Source organism: Achromobacter sp. 46006, from assembly GCF_059761975.1.
The window spans coordinates 69,810-87,490 of sequence record NZ_JCBANN010000015.1 but is presented as its reverse complement, the minus strand read 5'-3'; the positions used below and the strand labels follow the sequence as shown (position 1 = coordinate 87,490).

The following is a 17,681-nucleotide window of genomic DNA, read 5'->3' as shown; positions in this document are numbered from 1 at the left end:
GCATGATGCCGATCGCCGCCGCGCCGTTGTCTTGCAGGCCCTGCAGGTTCTGCGTGACCTGGGCCGCCGCGGCCTGGATGCGTTCTTGCAGCAGCGCCAGCCGCTTGGCCGGCGTGCGGGCCTCGGCGGCGATGAACACCAGGCTGCCCACCACCTTCTGGTCCGGCGTGAAGATCGCCGAGCCGATCCCCATCAATCCCGGATCGACCTCGCCGTGCGAGACGCAGACGCCGGCCGCGCGCAATTGCTTGAGGTTGGCGCGGAAGGCATCCCAATCCTCGCCCAGCCCGGCCTCGCGGATCTCGGCGGCGTGCCACAGCATCAGGTTGCGCAACTGGTACGGCGGCAGGTTGGCCAGGATAGGCTTGGCGGTGGCGCCGCGGAACATCGGGAAGGGCCGGCCGCGCGCGTAGCTGGATTCGATGGAATGGTCGGTCCAGTAGCGGTCCACGCACATGACCTTGTCGCCGTAGTAGCTGCACAGCATCAGATTGGCGTTGAGCTCGTCGCCGGTTGCGCGCATGACCTCGCGCGCCGCCCGCATCAGCGGATCGTGGCGGCGCAGGTGCCGGTCCAGCTCGATGATGCGCGAACCGAGCACATAGGCGCCGCCGGCGGTCGGCGCCAGCAGGCCGCTCTCGGTCAGCGACTTGAGATAGCGGTAGGCGGTGGCGCGCGAGCACTCCAGATGCGCCATGACGTCCTCCTGGAACGCGGCGGTGGTGTCGTCGCGGAAGAGATCGAGAATGGACAACATGCGATCGGGAGTGCTCATTGCTGCTGACGCGCCTAGTGAATGTGGAAGCCGCCGTTGACGTCGACCACGATGCCGGTTGAGTAGGAGGACAAGTCCGAGGCCAGGAACAGAATGGCCCGCGCCACATCGGCGGGTGTGCCGAAGCGTTGCAATGGAATGCCCTGTTTGAGTTCTTGTTCCCAATTTTCGCCGAATTTTCCCAGCGTCATGTCAGTCTCGATGATGCCGGGCGCCACGCAGTTGGCACGGACCCCGCGTGGACCCAGCTCCCGCGCCAGCGCCTTGGTGAAGCTGATCACTCCGCCCTTGGAGGCGGCATAGTGCGAACCGCCCAGCAGGCCTCCGCCGCGCAGCGCCGCGGTCGACCCCAAGTTGACGATGGCTGGGCCGCGGTCGCTTTCCAGCAGGCGCGGCAGGGCGGCGCGGGTGACGTTGTAGGTGCCTGTCAGGTTGACGTCGATCATGCGGCGGAACTCGTCTTCGGGCAGCTCCCAGATGCGGGTGGCGGCAACGATGCCGGCGTTGTTCACCAGCACGTCGATGCCGCCCAGCGCTCGCGCCGCCAGTGCGACGGCCTGTTCGCAGGACGCGGCGCTGGCGATGTCGCAATGCAGGTTGATGCGGCCATCGGCGAGCGCGGCGCCGCCGGTTTCGGCGTAGTCGCGGTCCAGCACGGCGACGCTGGCGCCTTGCGCCAGGCATTGCGCCACCACGGCCGCGCCGATGCCACGGGGGTTGGCGCCCCCCGTGACCACGGCGCGCTTGCCGGCCAGCAACCCGGGCGCGCCGCCGCTCATGGCTTCACCAGCGCGCAGCCGCCCTGGTCCAGCGGCCGGAACGCCTGCGCCGCGGGAATCTTGCGCACCAGCTTGTAGTAGTCCCAGTCGCGCTTGGATTCGGACGGCTTCTTCACCTGGAACAGGTACAGGTCGCGCATCACGCGGCCATCCTCGCGGATGAGGCCGTTCTCGGTCATGAAGTCGTTGATGGGGGTGTCATGCATCTTCTTGATCACGGCCTCGGAGGCATCGGTGCCGGCCGCCTTGACCGCGTTCAGGTAGTGCATGGTGGCGCTGTAGTTGCTGGCCTGCACCATCGATGGCATGCGGCCGGTGCGCTTGAAAAAGCGTTCGGACCATTGCCGCGCCTTGTCGTCCTGGTCCCAGTAGAACGGTTCCACCAAGTTCAGTCCCTGGGCGTATTCCAGCCCGACGCTGCGCACGTCGACGATGCTCATGAACAGGGCGGCGACACGCTGCTTGCTGCCCATGATGCCGAACTCGAAGGCCTGCTTGATGCTGTTGATGGTGTCGCCGCTGCCGTTGGCCAGGCCGATCACCTGGGCCTTGGAGGCCTGCGCCTGCAGCAGGAACGACGAGAAATCGGCGCTGGCGATGGGATGGCGGACACTGCCAAGCACCTGGCCGCCGTTGGCCTTGACCACCGCCATGGCGTCGCGTTCGAGCGAATGGCCGAAGGCGTAATCGGAGGTGATGAAGTACCAACTCTTGCCGCCGTCTTCCATCACGCCGTTGGCCACGCCGGTGGCGTAGGCATAGGTGTCGTAGGTCCAGTGCATGCCGTTGGGCGAGCAGGCCTTGCCGGTCAGGTCGGCCGAACCGGCGCTGGTGAAGATCACTACGCGTTTCATTTGCCGGGTCAGGTCCTGCACCGCCAGGGCGATGGCGGAGTTGGGCACGTCCAAAATCAAGTCGACCTGATCATTCTCGTACCAGCGGCGGGCGATCGACACGCCGATGTCCACCTTGTTCTGGTGGTCGGCCGACATCACCTCGATCGGCTTGCCCAACACCTTGCCGCCGAAATCCTCGACGGCCATCTTCACGGCTTCGACGCCGAACTTGCCGGACAGGTCGGCCATCATGCCGGACTGGTCGCCCAGCACTCCGATCTTGACGACGTCGTCCGATACCTGGGCCTGGGCCGACAGCGCTACCGTGCCCAGCGCGCAGGCGGCCAGGCAATGCTTGAAACGGGTCTTCATGGTTTGTCTCCTCGGGGGCTTATGTCTGGGCGCGCCGCCCTGTGCCGGACGGTCGCGCGGGTCTTGCCGGGGTGATGCCTATTCCAGCGTCTGGCCGGCGTAGGCGTCGATGAACAGATTGGGTTTCAGGAAGAAGCTCAGTACCAGCGCGCCGTGGGGCGCGCGCGCCACGTGGCGGTTGCCGCGCGGGCGCCAGACGTAATCGCCGGCGCGCACTTCGCCCTCGGCGTCGACGATCGAGCCTTCCAGCACATAAGTCTGCTCGACTTCGACATGTTCATGCAGCGGCAGCTCGGTGCCGGGCTGCCAGCGGAACAGGGCGGTCAGCAGGCCGGATTCCTTGTCCTGCATCAGCACCTTCATGTCGATGCCTGCCACCTGGGTGGGTTTCCAGGGCAATTCGTCCACTTTCAGGAAGCGCGACGCCAGCGGCGGCAGCGCGTTGGCCGCTGGGCAGCCAGGGGTTTCGAGGGCCATGATGTCTCCTAGCCAGAACTCGTTATGGAAGAAAAACTAAAAATCTTGTTATTGAGTGTTTAAAAATAGTCGCGTATATTGAGATTTATGTCAATCACGTTTTCCAGCAAGGGAAGCGGAGCGACACGGGCCTGACCCAGGGGGAGCACGCGTCAAGGGAGTCATCCCGGTGCGCATGCCGCTAGAGATCAGGCGCCGATAAAACAAGGAGACAAGCTGTGAATCAGGACTATCTGGGCCAGACCTTCGGGCTGGCCGGGCGCACTGCGCTGGTAACGGGGGGCGCGCGCGGGTTGGGCTTCGCCATCGCGGCCGGGCTGGGCCAGGCCGGCGCCGGCGTGGTGATCAACGACCTGTCGCAGGCTTCCTGCGATGCCGCCTGCGAACGGCTGGCCGCGGCCGGCATCGCCGCGCGCAGCGCCGTGTTCGACGTGGCCGACGGCGCCGCCGTGGAACGCGCCGTGGCGCGACTGGAAGCCGATGGCGTCGCCATCGACGTGCTGGTCAGCAACGCCGGCAATCAGAACCGCAAGCCGGTGGTCGACATGACGCCCTCCGAATGGCAGGCGCTGCAGAACGTGCACGTCAACGGCGCCTTCCATTGCGCCCGCGCGGTGCTGCCGGCGATGGCGGCGCGCGGCTTCGGCCGCATCGTGCTGATGTCATCGGTCGCGGGCCAGGCCACCATGCCGAACATTGCCGCCTACGCCACCGCCAAGGGCGCGATCGCGGCGTTCACGCGGGCGTTGGCGGTCGAGTACGGCGCCAGCGGCATCACCTGCAATGCGCTGGCGCCGGGCTTTGTGCGCACCGATTTCACCCAGGGGCTGCAGGACAATCCGCAGTTCCAGTCTTTCCTGTCGACCGCGGTGCCGGCGGGGCGCTGGGCCACGCCGGAGGATATCGCGCCGGCCGTGGTCTACCTGGCCTCGCCTGGCGCCTCGTTCGTCAACGGCCATGTGCTGGCCATTGACGGCGGCCTGCTGGCCCGCATGTAGGAGGATGGCCATGAGCACCCAAGCGGTTCTGTCCGCCCAGGGGCTGGTCAAGCGGTTTGGCGGCTTCAATGCCGTCGACGGCGTGTCCCTGGCCCTGCGGGAAGGTTCCATCCATGCCTTGATCGGTCCCAACGGCGCCGGCAAGACCACCTGCTTCAACCTGCTGACCAAATTCCTGGCGCCCGACCAGGGCGTGATCCACTATCGCGGCCGCGACATCACCGCGCTGGCGCCGGAGCAGATCGCGCGCCTGGGCATCGTGCGCTCGTTCCAGATATCGGCAGTGTTCCTGGGACTGACCGTGTTGCAGAACATGCGCGTGGCGCTGATGCGCCAGCACGGCGACGGCATGCGTTTCTGGCGCAGCCGCCGCAGCGTCGATCGGCTCAACGACCAGGGCCTGGCCCTGCTGGAGGCGGTCGGCCTGGCGGGCCTGGCCGACACCACGGCGGCCTTGTTGCCCTATGGCCGCAAACGGGCGCTGGAAATCGCGATGACGCTGGCCCTGGAGCCCGATGTGATGCTGCTGGACGAGCCCATGGCCGGCCTGGGCCAGGAAGACGTGGCCCGCATCGCGGCGTTGATCCGCCGGGTTTCGGCCAATCGCAGCATCCTGATGGTGGAACACAATCTGTCGGTGGTGGCGGACCTGTCCGATTCCATCACGGTACTGGCGCGCGGCGCGGTGCTGGCCCAGGGCGACTATGCCACGGTGTCGCGCGACGAGCGCGTCATCACCGCCTACATGGGCGCGGACGAGGGGGACGACTGATGCTCTCGATCAAGAACCTCAACGCCTGGTATGGCGAGTCGCATGTGCTGCATGGCGTGGACATCGAAGTGCGGCGCGGCGAACTGGTTACCATCCTGGGGCGCAACGGCGCCGGCAAGACCACCACGCTGCGCGCCGTCATGGGCATTCTGGAGAAGCGGCGCGGGTCGATCCGGCTGAACGGCCAGGAAACCGTGGGCATGGCGCCACACCGCATCCCGCGGCTGGGCGTGGTGTATTGCCCGGAAGAACGGGCGGTGTTCCGCAGCCTGGATGTGACCGAAAACCTGCTGCTGCCGCCGCGCCTGGCCGAAGGCGGCATGTCGCTGGACGAGATCTACGCCCTGTTTCCCAATCTGAAAGAGCGTAGCGGCAGCTCCGGCGGCAATCTGTCGGGCGGCGAGCAGCAGATGCTGGCGATCGCCCGCATCCTGCGCACCGGCGCCCAGTTGATCCTGCTGGACGAGCCCACCGAGGGCCTGGCGCCAGTGATCGTGCAGCAGATCGGGCAGGCCATCCGCACGCTCAAGGCGCGCGGCTTCACCATCGTGCTGGTCGAGCAGAATTTCCGCTTCGCCACCAAGGTGGCCGATCGCCACTACGTGATGGAGCATGGCCGCGTGGTCGATCAGTTGTCGGCGCAGGAGGCGCGCATCGATCCAGAGCGGATCGCGCGCCGCCTGGGTGTCTGAAGGGGAGAATCCTGTGTTCGAAATTTTCGGCGTGCCGTCCTCGGCACTGTTCGGCCAGCTCCTGCTCGGCCTGATCAACGGTTCGTTCTACGCCTTGCTCTCGATCGGGCTGGCGGTGATCTTCGGCCTGTTGAACATCATCAACTTCGCCCATGGCGCGCAGTACACGGCGGGCGCGTTCCTGGCCTGGATGCTGCTCAACTATCTGGGCGTGAACTATTGGGCCGCGCTGGTGCTGGTGCCGCTCATCATGGCCGCGTTCGCCATCGTGGTCGAGCGTGCGCTGATCTCGCGCACCTACCGCATGGACCATCTGTATGGGCTGCTGCTGACCTTCGGCATCGCCCTGCTGATCGAGGGCGGGCTGCGCCAGGCGTATGGCGTGTCGGGCTTGCCGTACACCATCCCCAAGGCGCTGACGGGCGGCGTCAACCTGGGCTTCATGTTCCTGCCCTGGTATCGCGGCTGGGCGGTGGTGGTGTCGCTGGTGCTGTGCCTGGCGGTATGGGTGCTGATCGAGAAGACCCGCGTCGGCGCCATGCTGCGTGCCGCGACCGAGAATCCCACCATCGTGCGCTCGTTCGGCATCAACGTGCCGCTGCTGATCACGCTGACCTACGCGCTGGGCGTGGCGCTGGCGTCGGTGGCGGGCGTGATCGCCGCGCCCATCTACCAGGTCAGCCCGATGATGGGCTCGAATCTGGTGGTAGTGGTGTTCGCGGTAGTGGTGATCGGCGGCATGGGCTCGATCATGGGCGCCATCGTCAGCGGCTTCGGGCTGGGCATCATCGAAGGGCTGACCAAGGTGTTCTATCCGGAGGCCGCCAACCTGGCGATCTTCCTCATCATGGTGCTGGTGCTGCTGTGCAAGCCGGCCGGCCTGTTCGGCAAGCCGCTGCAGGTGCAGAACGTGCTGGCGGCCGAAGCCACGCGCGAGCCAGTGCAACTCGGCCGCCGCGCCATGCGCGTGTGCATGGCGGGCCTGGCCGTGGTGGCGCTGGCCGCGCCCTGGTTCGTCTACCCCACGTTCCTGATGAAGGTGCTGTGCTTCGCGCTGTTCGCCGCGGCCTTCAACCTGCTGGTGGGCTATGTCGGCCTGTTGTCGTTCGGCCATGCGGCCTTCTTCGGCGCGGCGGCCTACGCCACCGGCATCGTCATGAAGCTGCTGGGCGCGACGCCGGAACTGGGCCTGCTGGCCGGGGTGCTGACCGGCGGCTTGCTGGGGCTGGCGTTCGGCGCCATCGCGATCCGGCGCCAGGGCATCTACTTCGCCATGATCACGCTGGCGCTGTCGCAACTGGTGTACTTCATCGCGGTGCAGGCCGGCTTCACCGGGGGCGAGGACGGCCTGCAGAGCGTGCCGCGCGGCAAGCTGTTCGGCCTGTTCGACCTGGACAGCGTGATGCCGATGTACTACTTCACGCTGGCGGTGTTCGCGCTCGGCTATGCCTTCGTGCTGCGGGTGCTGAATTCGCCATTCGGCGAGGTGATCCGTTCGGTGCGCGACAACGAACAGCGCGCCCGTTCGCTGGGGTATTCGACCTCGCGCTACAAGCTGCTGGCCTTCACGCTATCGGCCTCGGTGGCGGGCCTGGCCGGCGGCCTGAAGGTGCTGGTGTTCGGCGTCGCTTCGCTGACCGACGTGCACTGGCATGCCAATGGCGAGGTGGTGCTGATGGCGCTGCTGGGCGGGATTGGCACCGTGTTCGGGCCGCTGGCCGGTGCCTTCACCTTCGTGTCGCTGCAGAATTACCTGGCGCCGCTCGGGTCCTGGGTGCTGATCGTGCAGGGCGCCATCTTCATCCTCTGCGTATTGTTGTTCCGCGACGGCATCATGGGGCTGGTGTCGCGCGCCTGGCTGGCCTTGGCTGGCGCGAAAAAGGAGTCATGATGTTCCTGCATGTGGTGATGTTGCAACTGTCCGGCGCAGCCGATGCGCGCTTCCATGACCGGGTGCAGGGATACTGCGCCCGCATCCTGGCGGAGTGCGACGGGGTGGCGCTCTATGCTTTCCGGCCCAATGCGGCCAGCCGTTCGGATGGCCTGACCCATGCCGTGGTGGCGGGTTTCCGCGATGCCGCGGCGCACGAGCGCTACCAGGTGTCCTCCGCGCACCAGGAAATGAAGGCCTACATGGCCGGCTTCATCGAGCGCATCGTGGTGTACGACGGGGAAATCCCTACAAACCCCTGAATATTCCCTGTTCCGGAAAGGGCTACACTCGCGAATGATTTTTTGCCACCGGACCGTTCCACCCGTCATAGGTTGATAGACCATGGACTACGTATTGCCTCCCCAGCCGCAAACCGCGGTTCCCGTTGCCGGCAGCGCCGCATTGTTCCCGGTGCGCCGCGTCTACTGTGTCGGCCGCAACTATGCCGAGCATGCCAAGGAAATGGGCTTCACCGGCCGTGAAGATCCGTTCTTCTTCTGCAAGCCAGCCGATGCCGTGCTGAGCGTGGCCGACGGCGAGACCGGCAAGATGCCGTACCCGCCCAAGACCTCCAACCTGCACTACGAAATGGAGCTGGTGGTGGTGCTGGGCAAGGGCGGCCGCGACATTCCGGTGGAGCAGGCCAACGACTGCGTGTGGGGCTATGCCCTGGGCCTGGACATGACCCGCCGCGACCTGCAAGGCGAAATGAAGAAGCAGGGCCGTCCCTGGGAAGTGGGCAAGGCCTTCGACCTGTCGGCGCCCATGGGGCCGATCCACCCGCGCAGCGTGGTCGGCACGCTCGACAAGGGCGTCATCTGGCTCGACGTGAACGGCCAGCGCAAGCAGGCCAGCGACATTTCCCAGATGATCTGGAACATCCCCGAAAGCATTGCGTACCTGTCGGGGCTGTTCGAGCTGCAGCCCGGCGACATCATCTTCACGGGCACGCCGGAGGGCGTGGGCGCGGTGGTGCAGGGCGACGTCATCACGGGTGGCGTGGAAGGCCTGGGCGAACTTCGCGTCCAGATCGTTTAAAGTACGTCCCGGAACCGTTTCTTCACTTCAGGAGCGCCAGCATGCGCAGCAAGATCGTGCTGACCGCCTTCGTCGTGTTCGGCTTCGTGCTCGCCGGTTGCAATACCGTGGCGGGCATGGGCAAGGACATGTCGCGGGCCGGCAACGCCATCACCAATGCCGCCGACAAGTAATCGTCCGGCCCAGGTGACAAAAAGCCCCTTGATCGCTCAAGGGGCTTTTTCTTTGGCGCTTTCCGCGCCGGCTCGCGCCATGGGGAAACCGCGCCCCCCGGCAAGGCTGCTAGCCGACGCGGGGGGCGCTGCGTGGGGGCCTCACAACACATCCCCCGCGTAGTCGGCCAGGCGTGAGCGTTCTCCGCGTTGCAGGGTCACGTGGCCCGAATGCGGCCAACCCTTGAAGCGGTCGACCACATAGGTCAGGCCCGAGCTGCCCTCGGTCAGGTAGGGGGTGTCGATCTGGGCGATGTTGCCCAGGCAGATCACCTTGGTACCGGGACCGGCGCGCGTCACCAGCGTCTTCATCTGCTTGGGCGTCAGGTTCTGGGCCTCGTCGATGATCAGGTATTTGTTCAGGAAGGTGCGGCCGCGCATGAAGTTCAGCGACTTGACCTTGATGCGCGAGCGGATCAGGTCCATGGTGGCGGCACGCCCCCAATCGCCGTTGCCTTCGCCTTCGCCCATGTTCAGCACGTCGAGGTTGTCTTCCAGCGCCCCCATCCAGGGCAGCATCTTCTCTTCCTCGGTGCCGGGCAGGAAGCCAATGTCTTCACCGACGGGCACCGTGACGCGGGTCATGATGATCTCGGTGTAGCGCTTGGTCTCCAGCACCTGGGTGATGCCGGCGGCCAGCGCCAGCAGCGTCTTGCCCGTGCCCGCCTGGCCCAGCAGCGACACGAAGTCGCATTCCGGGTTCATCAGCAGGTTCATGGCGAAGTTCTGCTCGCGGTTGCGCGCGGTGATGCCCCAGACGTTGTTCTTGCCATGGGTGTAATCGCGCAGCGTCGCCAGCACCGCCATCTTGCCGCTGACCTCGCGCACCTGGGCGTACAGGGGCATCTGCCCTTCGAAGTAGACGAACTGATTGACCACGAACTGCGAACACAGCGGGCCGTGGATGCGATAGAAGGTGGTGCCGCCCTGTTGCCAGGATTCGACGTCCTTGCCGTGCTTGTTCCAGAAATCCTCGGGCAGTTGCATCACGCCCGAGTACATCAGGTCCGAGTCTTCCAGGACGTGGTCGTTGAAGTAGTCTTCCGCGGCCATGCCCAGCGCGCGCGCCTTCAGGCGCATGTTGATGTCCTTGGACACCAGCACGACTTCGCGCTGCGGGTATTTTTCCTGCAGGGCCCGCACCACGCCCAGGATCTGGTTGTCGGCCTTGCCCATGGGCAGGTCCGAGGGCAGGGTGCTGTGGATGGCGGTGGTCTGGAACATCAGGCGCCCGGTGGCGTCCTTGTTGCCCAGCTTGGCCAGTTCCAGCCCTTCGTCCAGTTGGGTTGCGTCCTGCACCAGGGAGTCGAGCGAGCGGCTGACCTGGCGGGCGTTGCGCGCCACTTCCGACATGCCCTTTTTCTGGTGATCCAGTTCTTCGAGCGTCATCATCGGCAGGAAGATGTCGTGCTCTTCGAAGCGGAACAGCGAACTGGGGTCGTGCAGCAGCACGTTGGTATCCAGCACGAACAGCTTGCGCGGCTCGTTCTGGGCGCGTGGCTTGGCGCGCTTGGCCGGGGCCGTGGCGGCCTTGGGCTGGCGTGCCTGGGCGCGTGGCGCCGGAGCGGCGGGTGCCGGCGGCGGCACCTGGCGGGCCGGGATCTGCGCCTTGCGGGCGGGATGGGCGATGCCGTCGAGCTCGGGCTGCACCTGCAGCTCGTCCTCGTCGTCTTCGGCCAGGGCGGCCTGGGTGTTCGACCGCGCAGCGGCGGCCTTGGTGGTGCGGGCCTGCGCCCGGGCGCTATCGCCCGAGGGGAAGGTCAGGATGGCTGCGGGGCGGGTGGGCAACTTCGGAAGCGGCATATGCGTCACTCTCCAGTGTGGGCCGGCTATGGCACCTGACGGGTATTCCTGTGCACGGCTTAACCGATGCTCTTGGCGGCCTGCAGGACTTCCTTGGCGTGGCCGGGCACCTTCACCCCGCGCCACTCCTGCACCAGCACGCCATACGCATCGATCAGAAAGGTGCTGCGCTCGATGCCGCGCACCTGCTTGCCGTACATGTTCTTCTGCTTGATGACGCCGTACAGGTTGCACACGGTTTCGTCGGCGTCGGAGATGAGGGGGAAAGGAAGCTCGTACTTGGCCTTGAAGTTCTCGTGCGACTTCAGAGAGTCGCGCGAGATCCCGACCACCACGGCGCTGGCCGAGAGGAAGTCGGCATGCAGGTCGCGGAAGTCCTGGCTTTCGGTGGTGCAGCCAGGGGTGTTGTCCTTGGGGTAGAAGTACAGGATCACGGCGCGGCCCTGGCACTGCTCCAGGCTGATCGGCCCGATCGTGCTTTCAGCGGTGAACAGCGGGGCGGGCTTGCCGATGATGGGCATCATCATGTCTGGGGTTCTCCGTTGGGGGGGATGAGGGCGACGACCACGCGCCGGCCCTCTGCCATCAGGATGTTGTAGGTACGCGAGGCGGCGTGGGTGTCCATGATTTCCACGCCGATGCCCGCCGCCAACAGGGGACGCAGCACGTCGGGACGCAGGAACTGCTGCCGGCCGCCCGTGCCCACCAGCAGCACTTCGGGCGCATTGGCCGGGCGGCTGGGGGTGGCTTCAGGTTCGTCCAGGAAAGCCAGCGGGTCGCGCACGGGTTCGGACAATCCGGCCGCCTGGCGCAAGAGGGTGGGGGTGATGTCGGCCGGCGACTGAACGGGCCAAGGGGTAACTTCGCCTTCGGGGCCAAAAGCGACCGAGGAGGAAAAACGTACCTGGTTGACCTCGATATAGCCATCACCGTAAGCGGTGACGGTGTTCAGGGCGGCCGTCGCAGGATCGGTATGCAGCTTCAATAAATACTCCGGCTTTATGGTTCCGATAATAGCGCATCGGGATGGCCAGATGTTGCAAAGGGAATACCCCACGGCTGACGCGTTGCGTTCACGCGCCGCCCTGCGGCATGCGGTCGCCCCCACGGCATGGCGCCGCATGCGGGCGGCGTCCCGGCCGCCCAATCCGTCCCCAGGCAGGCCCCATTTTCGTTCCATTTGCCGCCCAGGCGTCCTTGCGCTAGATTACAGGGTTTTGCTGCGCCGCAAACCCGTGCCGGCGCGGCTTTTGAGCCCGTTTCCCCTTCGCGCTGTCGCGCCCTGGATTTTTGCCCCTTCGCCCCTAAGGATTCCCATCATGAGGAAGTTCTCTCGCATTGAGCGTTTGCCCCCGTACGTTTTCAACATTACCGGCGAGCTCAAGATGGCAGCCCGTCGGCGCGGCGAAGACATCATCGACATGTCCATGGGCAATCCCGACGGCCCGACGCCCAAGCACATCGTCGACAAGATGGTCGAGGCCACCATCCGCCCGACCACCCATGGCTATTCGGTGTCCAAGGGCATTCCGCGCCTGCGCAAGGCCATCTGCGACTGGTACCAGCGCCGCTACGCGGTCGAGTTCGACCCGGATTCCGAAGCCATCGTCACCATCGGCTCCAAGGAAGGCCTGGCGCACCTGATGCTGGCCACCCTGGACCGCGGCGACACCGTGCTGGTGCCCAACCCCAGCTACCCGATCCATATCTATGGCGCGGTCATCGCCGGCGCCAACATCCGTTCCGTGCGCATGACGCCGGGCGTGGACTTCTTCGAGGAACTCGAGCGCGCCGTGCGCGAGTCGATCCCCAAGCCCAAGATGATGGTGCTGGGTTTCCCCAGCAACCCGACCGCCCAGTGCGTCGACCTGTCGTTCTTCGAGCGTGTGGTGGCCCTGGCCAAGGAGCACGACATCCTGGTGGTGCACGACCTGGCCTACGCCGACATCACTTTCGACGGCTATGTCGCGCCCTCGATCATGCAGGTGCCCGGCGCGCGCGATGTCGCGGTCGAGTTCTTCACCATGAGCAAGAGCTACAACATGGCGGGCTGGCGCATCGGCTACATGGTCGGCAACCGCGAGCTGGTCGGCGCGCTGGCGCGCATCAAGAGCTATCACGACTACGGCACGTTCACGCCGATCCAGGTGGCCTCGATTGCCGCCCTGGACGGCCCGCAGGATTGCGTGAGCGAGATCGTGGCGCAGTACCAAAGCCGCCGCGACGTGCTCGCGCGCGGTCTGCACGAAGCAGGTTGGAATGTGGAAATTCCCAAGGCGTCCATGTACATCTGGGCGCAGATCCCCGAACCCTACCGGGCGATGGGCTCTTTGGAGTTTGCCAAGCGCGTCCTGTCGGATGCGAAAGTGGCCGTGTCCCCCGGGATCGGCTTCGGCGAGTATGGCGACGAATACGTGCGCTTCGCTCTTATCGAAAACGAGCAGCGTACCCGCCAGGCGGTGCGCGGCATCAAGGATATGTTCCGCAAGGACGGCTTGCTGTAGGTCCACCCCCGAAGCGCCTGCGGCGCTTCCCCCCAGGGGGGCATGCTGGCGGACCGGCGGAGCCGGATCCGCGGCATCCCGCTCGGGGAGGGCGCCCGTGGACTGTATGCAGCCGTTATTGCGTGAGTGTTTGGAGAAATGAAATGAATTCCCCTCAACGCCCGCCCGCCGAGGGCGCCGCGATGAATCCCATGAAAGTGGGCTTGCTCGGCCTGGGCGTGGTCGGTGGCGGCACCTGGACGGTGCTGTCGCGCAACGCGGAAGAGATCGCGCGTCGCGCCGGCCGCCGCATCGAAGTGACCCGCGCCGCCGTGCGCGACGTGCCCAAGGCGCGCGCCCGCGTCGGCGACACGCTGCCCGTGGATACCGACGTGCACGCGCTGGTGCGCGATCCCGAGATCGACATCGTGGTCGAGCTGATCGGCGGCGACACCCTGGCGCGCGAGCTGGTGCTGGAAGCCATCGCCAACGGCAAGCACGTGGTCACCGCCAACAAGGCGCTGCTGGCCAAGCACGGCAACGAGATCTTCGCCGCGGCCTCCGAGCGCGGCGTGATGGTGGCTTTCGAAGCCGCTGTTGCCGGCGGCATCCCCATCATCAAGGCGATCCGCGAAGGCCTGACCGCCAACCGCATCCAGTGGGTCGCGGGCATCATCAACGGCACCACCAATTTCATTTTGTCCGAAATGCGCTCGCGCGGCCTGCCGTTCGCCGACGTGCTGGCCGAGGCCCAGCGCCTGGGCTACGCCGAAGCCGATCCCACGTTCGACGTGGAAGGCGTCGACGCCGCGCACAAGCTGACGCTGTTGGCCTCGCTGGCCTTCGGCGTGCCGGTGCAGTTCGATCGCGCCTACATCGAAGGCATCTCGCAACTGGCCGCCGAGGACATCGAGCACGCCGAGCGCCTGGGCTATCGCATCAAGCTGCTGGGCATCACCAAGCGCCGCGCCGATGGCATCGAGTTGCGCGTGCATCCGGCGCTGGTGCCGGCCGAGCGCCTGCTGGCCAATGTCGAAGGCGCCATGAACGCGGTGCTGGTCAAAGGCGACGCCGTCGGCCCGACGCTGTACTACGGCCAGGGCGCCGGCGAAGAACCGACCGCTTCGGCCGTGGTGGCCGATCTGGTCGACGTGACCCGCCTGCATACGGCCGATCCGGGCAACCGCGTGCCGCACCTGGCGTTCCAGCCGGATGCCATGGCCGACACGCCGATCCTGCCGATCGAGCAGGTCAGCACCTCCTACTACCTGCGCCTGCGCGTGGACGACCAGCCTGGCGTGCTGGCCGATATCGCGCGCCTGCTCGCCGACCGCTCGATCTCGATCGGCTCGATGATCCAGCAGCCCTCGCATATCGGCGGCGCGGATATCATCTTCCTGACGCACGAAGCGATGGAAGGCAACGTCAACCAGGCCATCGAGCACATCGAGACCTTGCCGTTCGTCCGTTCGAAGGTCACGCGCCTGCGCGTGGAGCATTTGGCATGAGGAAGGCCCACCCCCGAAGCGCCCGCGGCGCTTCCCCCTCAAGGGGGCGCCGGCAGCGGCCCGGCGGAGCCGGCTCCGCGCGGCCTGGCCAGGCTGGATGCAGCGCATTGTGGAGTCATTGATATGAAATACATCTCAACCCGTGGGGGCATGGCGCCCCAGCCGTTCTCCGACATCCTGCTCGAAGGGTTGGCGCCGGACGGCGGCCTGGCTGTGCCCGAGCAACTGCCGCAGATTTCGGCCGAGACGCTCGAATCGTGGCGCGGCCTGCCGTACGCCGACCTGGCGTTCGAAGTGCTGTCGCGCTTTGCCACCGACATACCGGCCGAGGACCTGCGCCGCCTGACCCGCGCCGCCTACACCTCGCAGATCTTCAACAGCGAAGACATCGTCCCGCTGCGTCCGCTCAACAACGGCCTGTCGCTGCTGGGGTTGTCCGAAGGCCCGACGCTGGCCTTCAAGGACATGGCCATGCAGTTCCTGGGCCAGGTGTTCGAGTACGTGCTGACCCAGCGCGGCACCACGCTCAACATCGTTGGCGCCACCTCGGGCGACACCGGTTCGGCGGCGGAATACGCGCTGCGCGGCAAGCGCGGCGTGGCCGTTTTCATGCTGTCGCCGCACGGCCGCATGAGCGCGTTCCAGCGCGCCCAGATGTATTCGCTGCAGGACGAGAACATCCACAACATCGCCGTGCGCGGCGTGTTCGACCAAGCGCAGGACATCGTCAAGGCGCTGGCCGGCGACCTGGCTTTCAAGGCCAAGTACCGCCTGGGCGCGGTCAACTCGATCAACTGGGCGCGCATCGCCGCCCAGGTGGTGTACTACTTCCACGGCTGGCTGCGCGCCACCGACAAGCCGGGGCAGCAGGTCTCGTTCACGGTGCCCTCGGGCAACTTCGGCAATATCCTGTCGGGCCACATTGCCCGCGGCATGGGCCTGCCGGTGCGCCGGCTGGTGCTGGCCACCAACGAGAACAACGTGCTGGAAGAGTTCTTCCGCACCGGCGTCTACCGTCCGCGTCCGGCCGAACAGACCTACGCCACCTCCAGCCCGTCGATGGACATCTCGCGCGCCTCGAACTTCGAGCGCTTCGTGTTCGACCTGGTCGGCCGCGATGCCGACCGCGTCAAGGCGCTGTGGGCAGACATGGCGCGCGATGGTTTCTTCGACCTGTCGGCGCTCAAGCCGCAGTTCGAGGCGCAGTACGGCTTCGTCTCTGGCGCCAGCTCGCACGAAGACCGCCTGGCCACGATCCGTTCGCTTTACGACGAGACCGGCGTGCTGGTCGATCCGCACACCGCCGACGGCGTCAAGGTCGCGCGCGAGCACGTCGAGCCCGGCGTGCCAATGCTGGTGCTGGAAACCGCCTTGCCGGCCAAGTTCTCGGAAACCATCGAGGCCGCGCTGGGCCGTCCGGCCACGCCGCCGGGCAACCTGGCCAACCTGGAATCCTTGCCGCAGCGCGTCGAAGTCATGGACTGCGACGCCGACGCCGTGCGCCGTTTCATCGAGGCCCACGCCAAGGTGTAAAGGCAGCTTGCGGTTGTATGGGGTTGCAACCCCTCGCCGGTGTGTGCCGCGAGGGGTTTTTTACGTTCTCACGCATTTTGGCCACATGCAGTCACGTTTTCCGGGCAGGCATCCGATACAGTGAATCCACCATTCACTCTCGGAGAACACGCCCATGAATCTGAAGACCATGACGTTGGCCCTGGTGGTGACCGGAGTAGGGGTGCTGGCCGGATGCTCATCGCCCTCGGTTATTCAGCAGCGTGACGGCACCTCGACCGTGACGCCCGACGAGCCGACCTACGACAAGAAGTCCGGCATGTACGAGTACGACAAGGACGGCAAGAAGGTCCAGATCAACAAGGACGACGTGAAGTCCATCGAAGAGATCAAGTAATCTCTTTTCGCCGGCTGCCGATGAAAAAAGCCCCTTGCTCTCGCGAGGGGCTTTTGCTTGGCGCCAGGGTGCCTACTTGCCGGCGTCCTCGGCGTGGTAGCGGCCCACGCGTTCGACTTCGTTCTTCGAGCCCAGGATCACGCTGACGCGCTGGTGCAGCTTGTCGGGCTGGATGTCCATGATGCGCTCGGTGCCGTTGATCGAGGCGCCGCCGGCCTGCTCGATCAGGAAGCTCATCGGATTGGCTTCGTACATCAGGCGCAGCTTGCCGGCCTTGCCAGGTTCGCGCGCGTCCCAGGGGTACATGAAGATGCCGCCGCGGGTCAGGATGCGATGCACGTCCGCCACCATCGAGGCGATCCAGCGCATGTTGTAGTCCTTGCCCAGGGGGCCGGTGGAACCGGCCAGGCAATCGTCGATGTAGCGCTTGACCGGGGGAGCCCAATGGCGCATGTTCGACATGTTGATGGCGAATTCCTTGGTGTCTTCCGGCACGCGGATGTTCTCGTGGGTCAGCACCCACGACCCCATTTCGCGGTCCAGCGTGAAGCCCACCACGCCGTTGCCGATGGTCAGCACCAACATGGTCTGCGGGCCGTAGACGGCATAGCCGGCCACCACCTGCTTGTTGCCTGGTTGCAGGAAGTCGCTTTCACAGACCGGCGCGCCAGACACATTGTGCGGGGCGTGCAGCACCGAGAAGATGGTGCCGATCGACACGTTCACGTCAATGTTCGAGGAACCATCAAGCGGATCGAACAGCAGCAGGTATTCGCCCTTGGGGTAGCGGTTCGGAATCAGGTGGATGGTTTCCATCTCTTCCGAGGCCATGGCCGCCAGGTGGCCGCCCCATTCGTTGGCTTCGAGCAGGATCTCGTTGGACAGCACGTCCAGCTTCTTCTGCACTTCGCCCTGCACGTTCTCGCTTTCGAGGCTGCCCAGGACGCCGCCGAGCGCGCCCTTGCTGACCGCGTGGCTGATCGCCTTGCAGGCGCGCGCCACCACTTCGATGAGCAGCCGCACTTCTGGGGCCAGGGCCTGCGCGGAGCGCTGCTGCTCCACCAGGTATTGAGTAAGTGTTTTACGTTTCAAGA

19 protein-coding genes are annotated in these 17,681 nt (G+C 65.8%); 11 read left to right on the top strand and 8 right to left on the bottom strand.

The window, feature by feature from the left end:
* The 4 genes from AC6LKG_RS10720 to AC6LKG_RS10705 all read right to left on the bottom strand — a co-directional run.
* Nucleotides 1-775: IclR family transcriptional regulator (locus AC6LKG_RS10720; RefSeq protein ID WP_498164296.1), on the bottom strand; the 775-nt coding region annotated here is incomplete at its 3' end.
* A 14-nt stretch (nucleotides 776-789) separates the two neighbouring features.
* Entirely contained in the window at nucleotides 790-1,554 is a 765-nt protein-coding gene (locus AC6LKG_RS10715; RefSeq protein ID WP_498164295.1) for an SDR family NAD(P)-dependent oxidoreductase, read from the bottom strand.
* On the bottom strand, nucleotides 1,551-2,762 hold the full coding sequence (locus tag AC6LKG_RS10710; RefSeq protein ID WP_498164294.1) for an ABC transporter substrate-binding protein: 1,212 nt from the start codon (nucleotides 2,760-2,762) through the stop codon (nucleotides 1,551-1,553). The genes AC6LKG_RS10715 and AC6LKG_RS10710 overlap by 4 nt, the downstream gene beginning before the upstream one ends.
* A 78-nt stretch (nucleotides 2,763-2,840) precedes the next feature.
* Nucleotides 2,841-3,239 carry a cupin domain-containing protein gene (locus AC6LKG_RS10705; RefSeq protein WP_006388421.1) on the bottom strand — a complete coding sequence of 133 codons (399 nt, stop codon included), beginning with the start codon at nucleotides 3,237-3,239 and terminating at the stop codon, nucleotides 2,841-2,843.
* 218 nt (nucleotides 3,240-3,457) lie between these two features.
* Between AC6LKG_RS10705 and AC6LKG_RS10700 the strand changes: the two genes are divergently transcribed.
* The 7 genes from AC6LKG_RS10700 to AC6LKG_RS10670 all read left to right on the top strand — a co-directional run bounded on the left by AC6LKG_RS10700 (nucleotide 3,458) and on the right by AC6LKG_RS10670 (nucleotide 8,845).
* Nucleotides 3,458-4,237 (top strand): SDR family NAD(P)-dependent oxidoreductase, encoded by a 780-nt coding sequence (locus AC6LKG_RS10700; RefSeq protein ID WP_498164293.1) that lies wholly within the window; start codon nucleotides 3,458-3,460, stop codon nucleotides 4,235-4,237.
* Nucleotides 4,238-4,247: 10 nt separating this feature from the next.
* Complete coding sequence (locus AC6LKG_RS10695) at nucleotides 4,248-5,009, top strand: ABC transporter ATP-binding protein (RefSeq protein ID WP_498164292.1); 762 nt, start codon at nucleotides 4,248-4,250, stop codon at nucleotides 5,007-5,009.
* Nucleotides 5,009-5,701 carry an ABC transporter ATP-binding protein gene (locus AC6LKG_RS10690; RefSeq protein WP_498164291.1) on the top strand — a complete coding sequence of 231 codons (693 nt, stop codon included), beginning with the start codon at nucleotides 5,009-5,011 and terminating at the stop codon, nucleotides 5,699-5,701. Before AC6LKG_RS10695 ends, AC6LKG_RS10690 begins: the two co-directional genes overlap by 1 nt.
* Nucleotides 5,702-5,714: 13 nt before the next feature.
* Nucleotides 5,715-7,592, top strand: coding sequence for an ABC transporter permease (locus AC6LKG_RS10685; RefSeq protein WP_498164290.1), 1,878 nt, complete (start codon nucleotides 5,715-5,717; stop codon nucleotides 7,590-7,592).
* Nucleotides 7,592-7,894 (top strand): Dabb family protein, encoded by a 303-nt coding sequence (locus tag AC6LKG_RS10680; protein WP_498164298.1) that lies wholly within the window; start codon nucleotides 7,592-7,594, stop codon nucleotides 7,892-7,894. Before AC6LKG_RS10685 ends, AC6LKG_RS10680 begins: the two co-directional genes overlap by 1 nt.
* Before the next feature lie 82 nt (nucleotides 7,895-7,976).
* The gene (locus AC6LKG_RS10675; protein WP_498164289.1) at nucleotides 7,977-8,672 is read left to right on the top strand and encodes a fumarylacetoacetate hydrolase family protein; all 696 of its coding nucleotides are present in this window, start codon (nucleotides 7,977-7,979) and stop codon (nucleotides 8,670-8,672) included.
* Nucleotides 8,673-8,713: 41 nt separating this feature from the next.
* Nucleotides 8,714-8,845, top strand: a complete 132-nt coding sequence (locus AC6LKG_RS10670) for an entericidin A/B family lipoprotein (RefSeq protein WP_006388428.1) — start codon at nucleotides 8,714-8,716, stop codon at nucleotides 8,843-8,845.
* Nucleotides 8,846-8,986: 141 nt separating this feature from the next.
* Here the strand turns inward: AC6LKG_RS10670 and AC6LKG_RS10665 are convergent, their stop codons facing one another.
* Genes AC6LKG_RS10665 through AC6LKG_RS10655 form a run of 3 tightly spaced genes read right to left on the bottom strand, consistent with a single transcriptional unit; the run spans nucleotide 8,987 to nucleotide 11,672 of the window.
* Complete coding sequence (locus tag AC6LKG_RS10665) at nucleotides 8,987-10,687, bottom strand: PhoH family protein (protein ID WP_498164288.1); 1,701 nt, start codon at nucleotides 10,685-10,687, stop codon at nucleotides 8,987-8,989.
* Between the two features lie 59 nt (nucleotides 10,688-10,746).
* The gene (locus AC6LKG_RS10660; RefSeq protein ID WP_006388430.1) at nucleotides 10,747-11,211 is read right to left on the bottom strand and encodes a peroxiredoxin; all 465 of its coding nucleotides are present in this window, start codon (nucleotides 11,209-11,211) and stop codon (nucleotides 10,747-10,749) included.
* Nucleotides 11,211-11,672: an Mth938-like domain-containing protein gene (locus tag AC6LKG_RS10655; protein ID WP_498164287.1), complete on the bottom strand. Its 462-nt coding sequence runs from the start codon at nucleotides 11,670-11,672 to the stop codon at nucleotides 11,211-11,213. Before AC6LKG_RS10655 ends, AC6LKG_RS10660 begins: the two co-directional genes overlap by 1 nt.
* A 334-nt stretch (nucleotides 11,673-12,006) precedes the next feature.
* On the opposite strand from AC6LKG_RS10655, the gene alaC reads away from it, so the two are divergent.
* The 4 genes from alaC (at nucleotide 12,007) to AC6LKG_RS10635 (ending at nucleotide 16,587) form a co-directional block, all read left to right on the top strand.
* Complete coding sequence (alaC, locus tag AC6LKG_RS10650) at nucleotides 12,007-13,191, top strand: alanine transaminase (protein WP_175132544.1); 1,185 nt, start codon at nucleotides 12,007-12,009, stop codon at nucleotides 13,189-13,191.
* 182 nt (nucleotides 13,192-13,373) lie between these two features.
* Complete coding sequence (locus AC6LKG_RS10645) at nucleotides 13,374-14,678, top strand: homoserine dehydrogenase (RefSeq protein WP_498164297.1); 1,305 nt, start codon at nucleotides 13,374-13,376, stop codon at nucleotides 14,676-14,678.
* Between the two features lie 123 nt (nucleotides 14,679-14,801).
* Nucleotides 14,802-16,211, top strand: coding sequence for a threonine synthase (gene thrC, locus AC6LKG_RS10640; RefSeq protein WP_498164286.1), 1,410 nt, complete (start codon nucleotides 14,802-14,804; stop codon nucleotides 16,209-16,211).
* Nucleotides 16,212-16,365: 154 nt separating this feature from the next.
* Nucleotides 16,366-16,587 (top strand): YgdI/YgdR family lipoprotein, encoded by a 222-nt coding sequence (locus tag AC6LKG_RS10635; RefSeq protein WP_498164285.1) that lies wholly within the window; start codon nucleotides 16,366-16,368, stop codon nucleotides 16,585-16,587.
* Between the two features lie 72 nt (nucleotides 16,588-16,659).
* On the opposite strand, the gene AC6LKG_RS10630 is transcribed toward AC6LKG_RS10635, so the two are convergent.
* The gene (locus tag AC6LKG_RS10630) at nucleotides 16,660-17,679 is read right to left on the bottom strand and encodes a class 1 fructose-bisphosphatase (protein ID WP_498164284.1); all 1,020 of its coding nucleotides are present in this window, start codon (nucleotides 17,677-17,679) and stop codon (nucleotides 16,660-16,662) included.
* Nucleotides 17,680-17,681 lie beyond the last annotated feature (2 nt).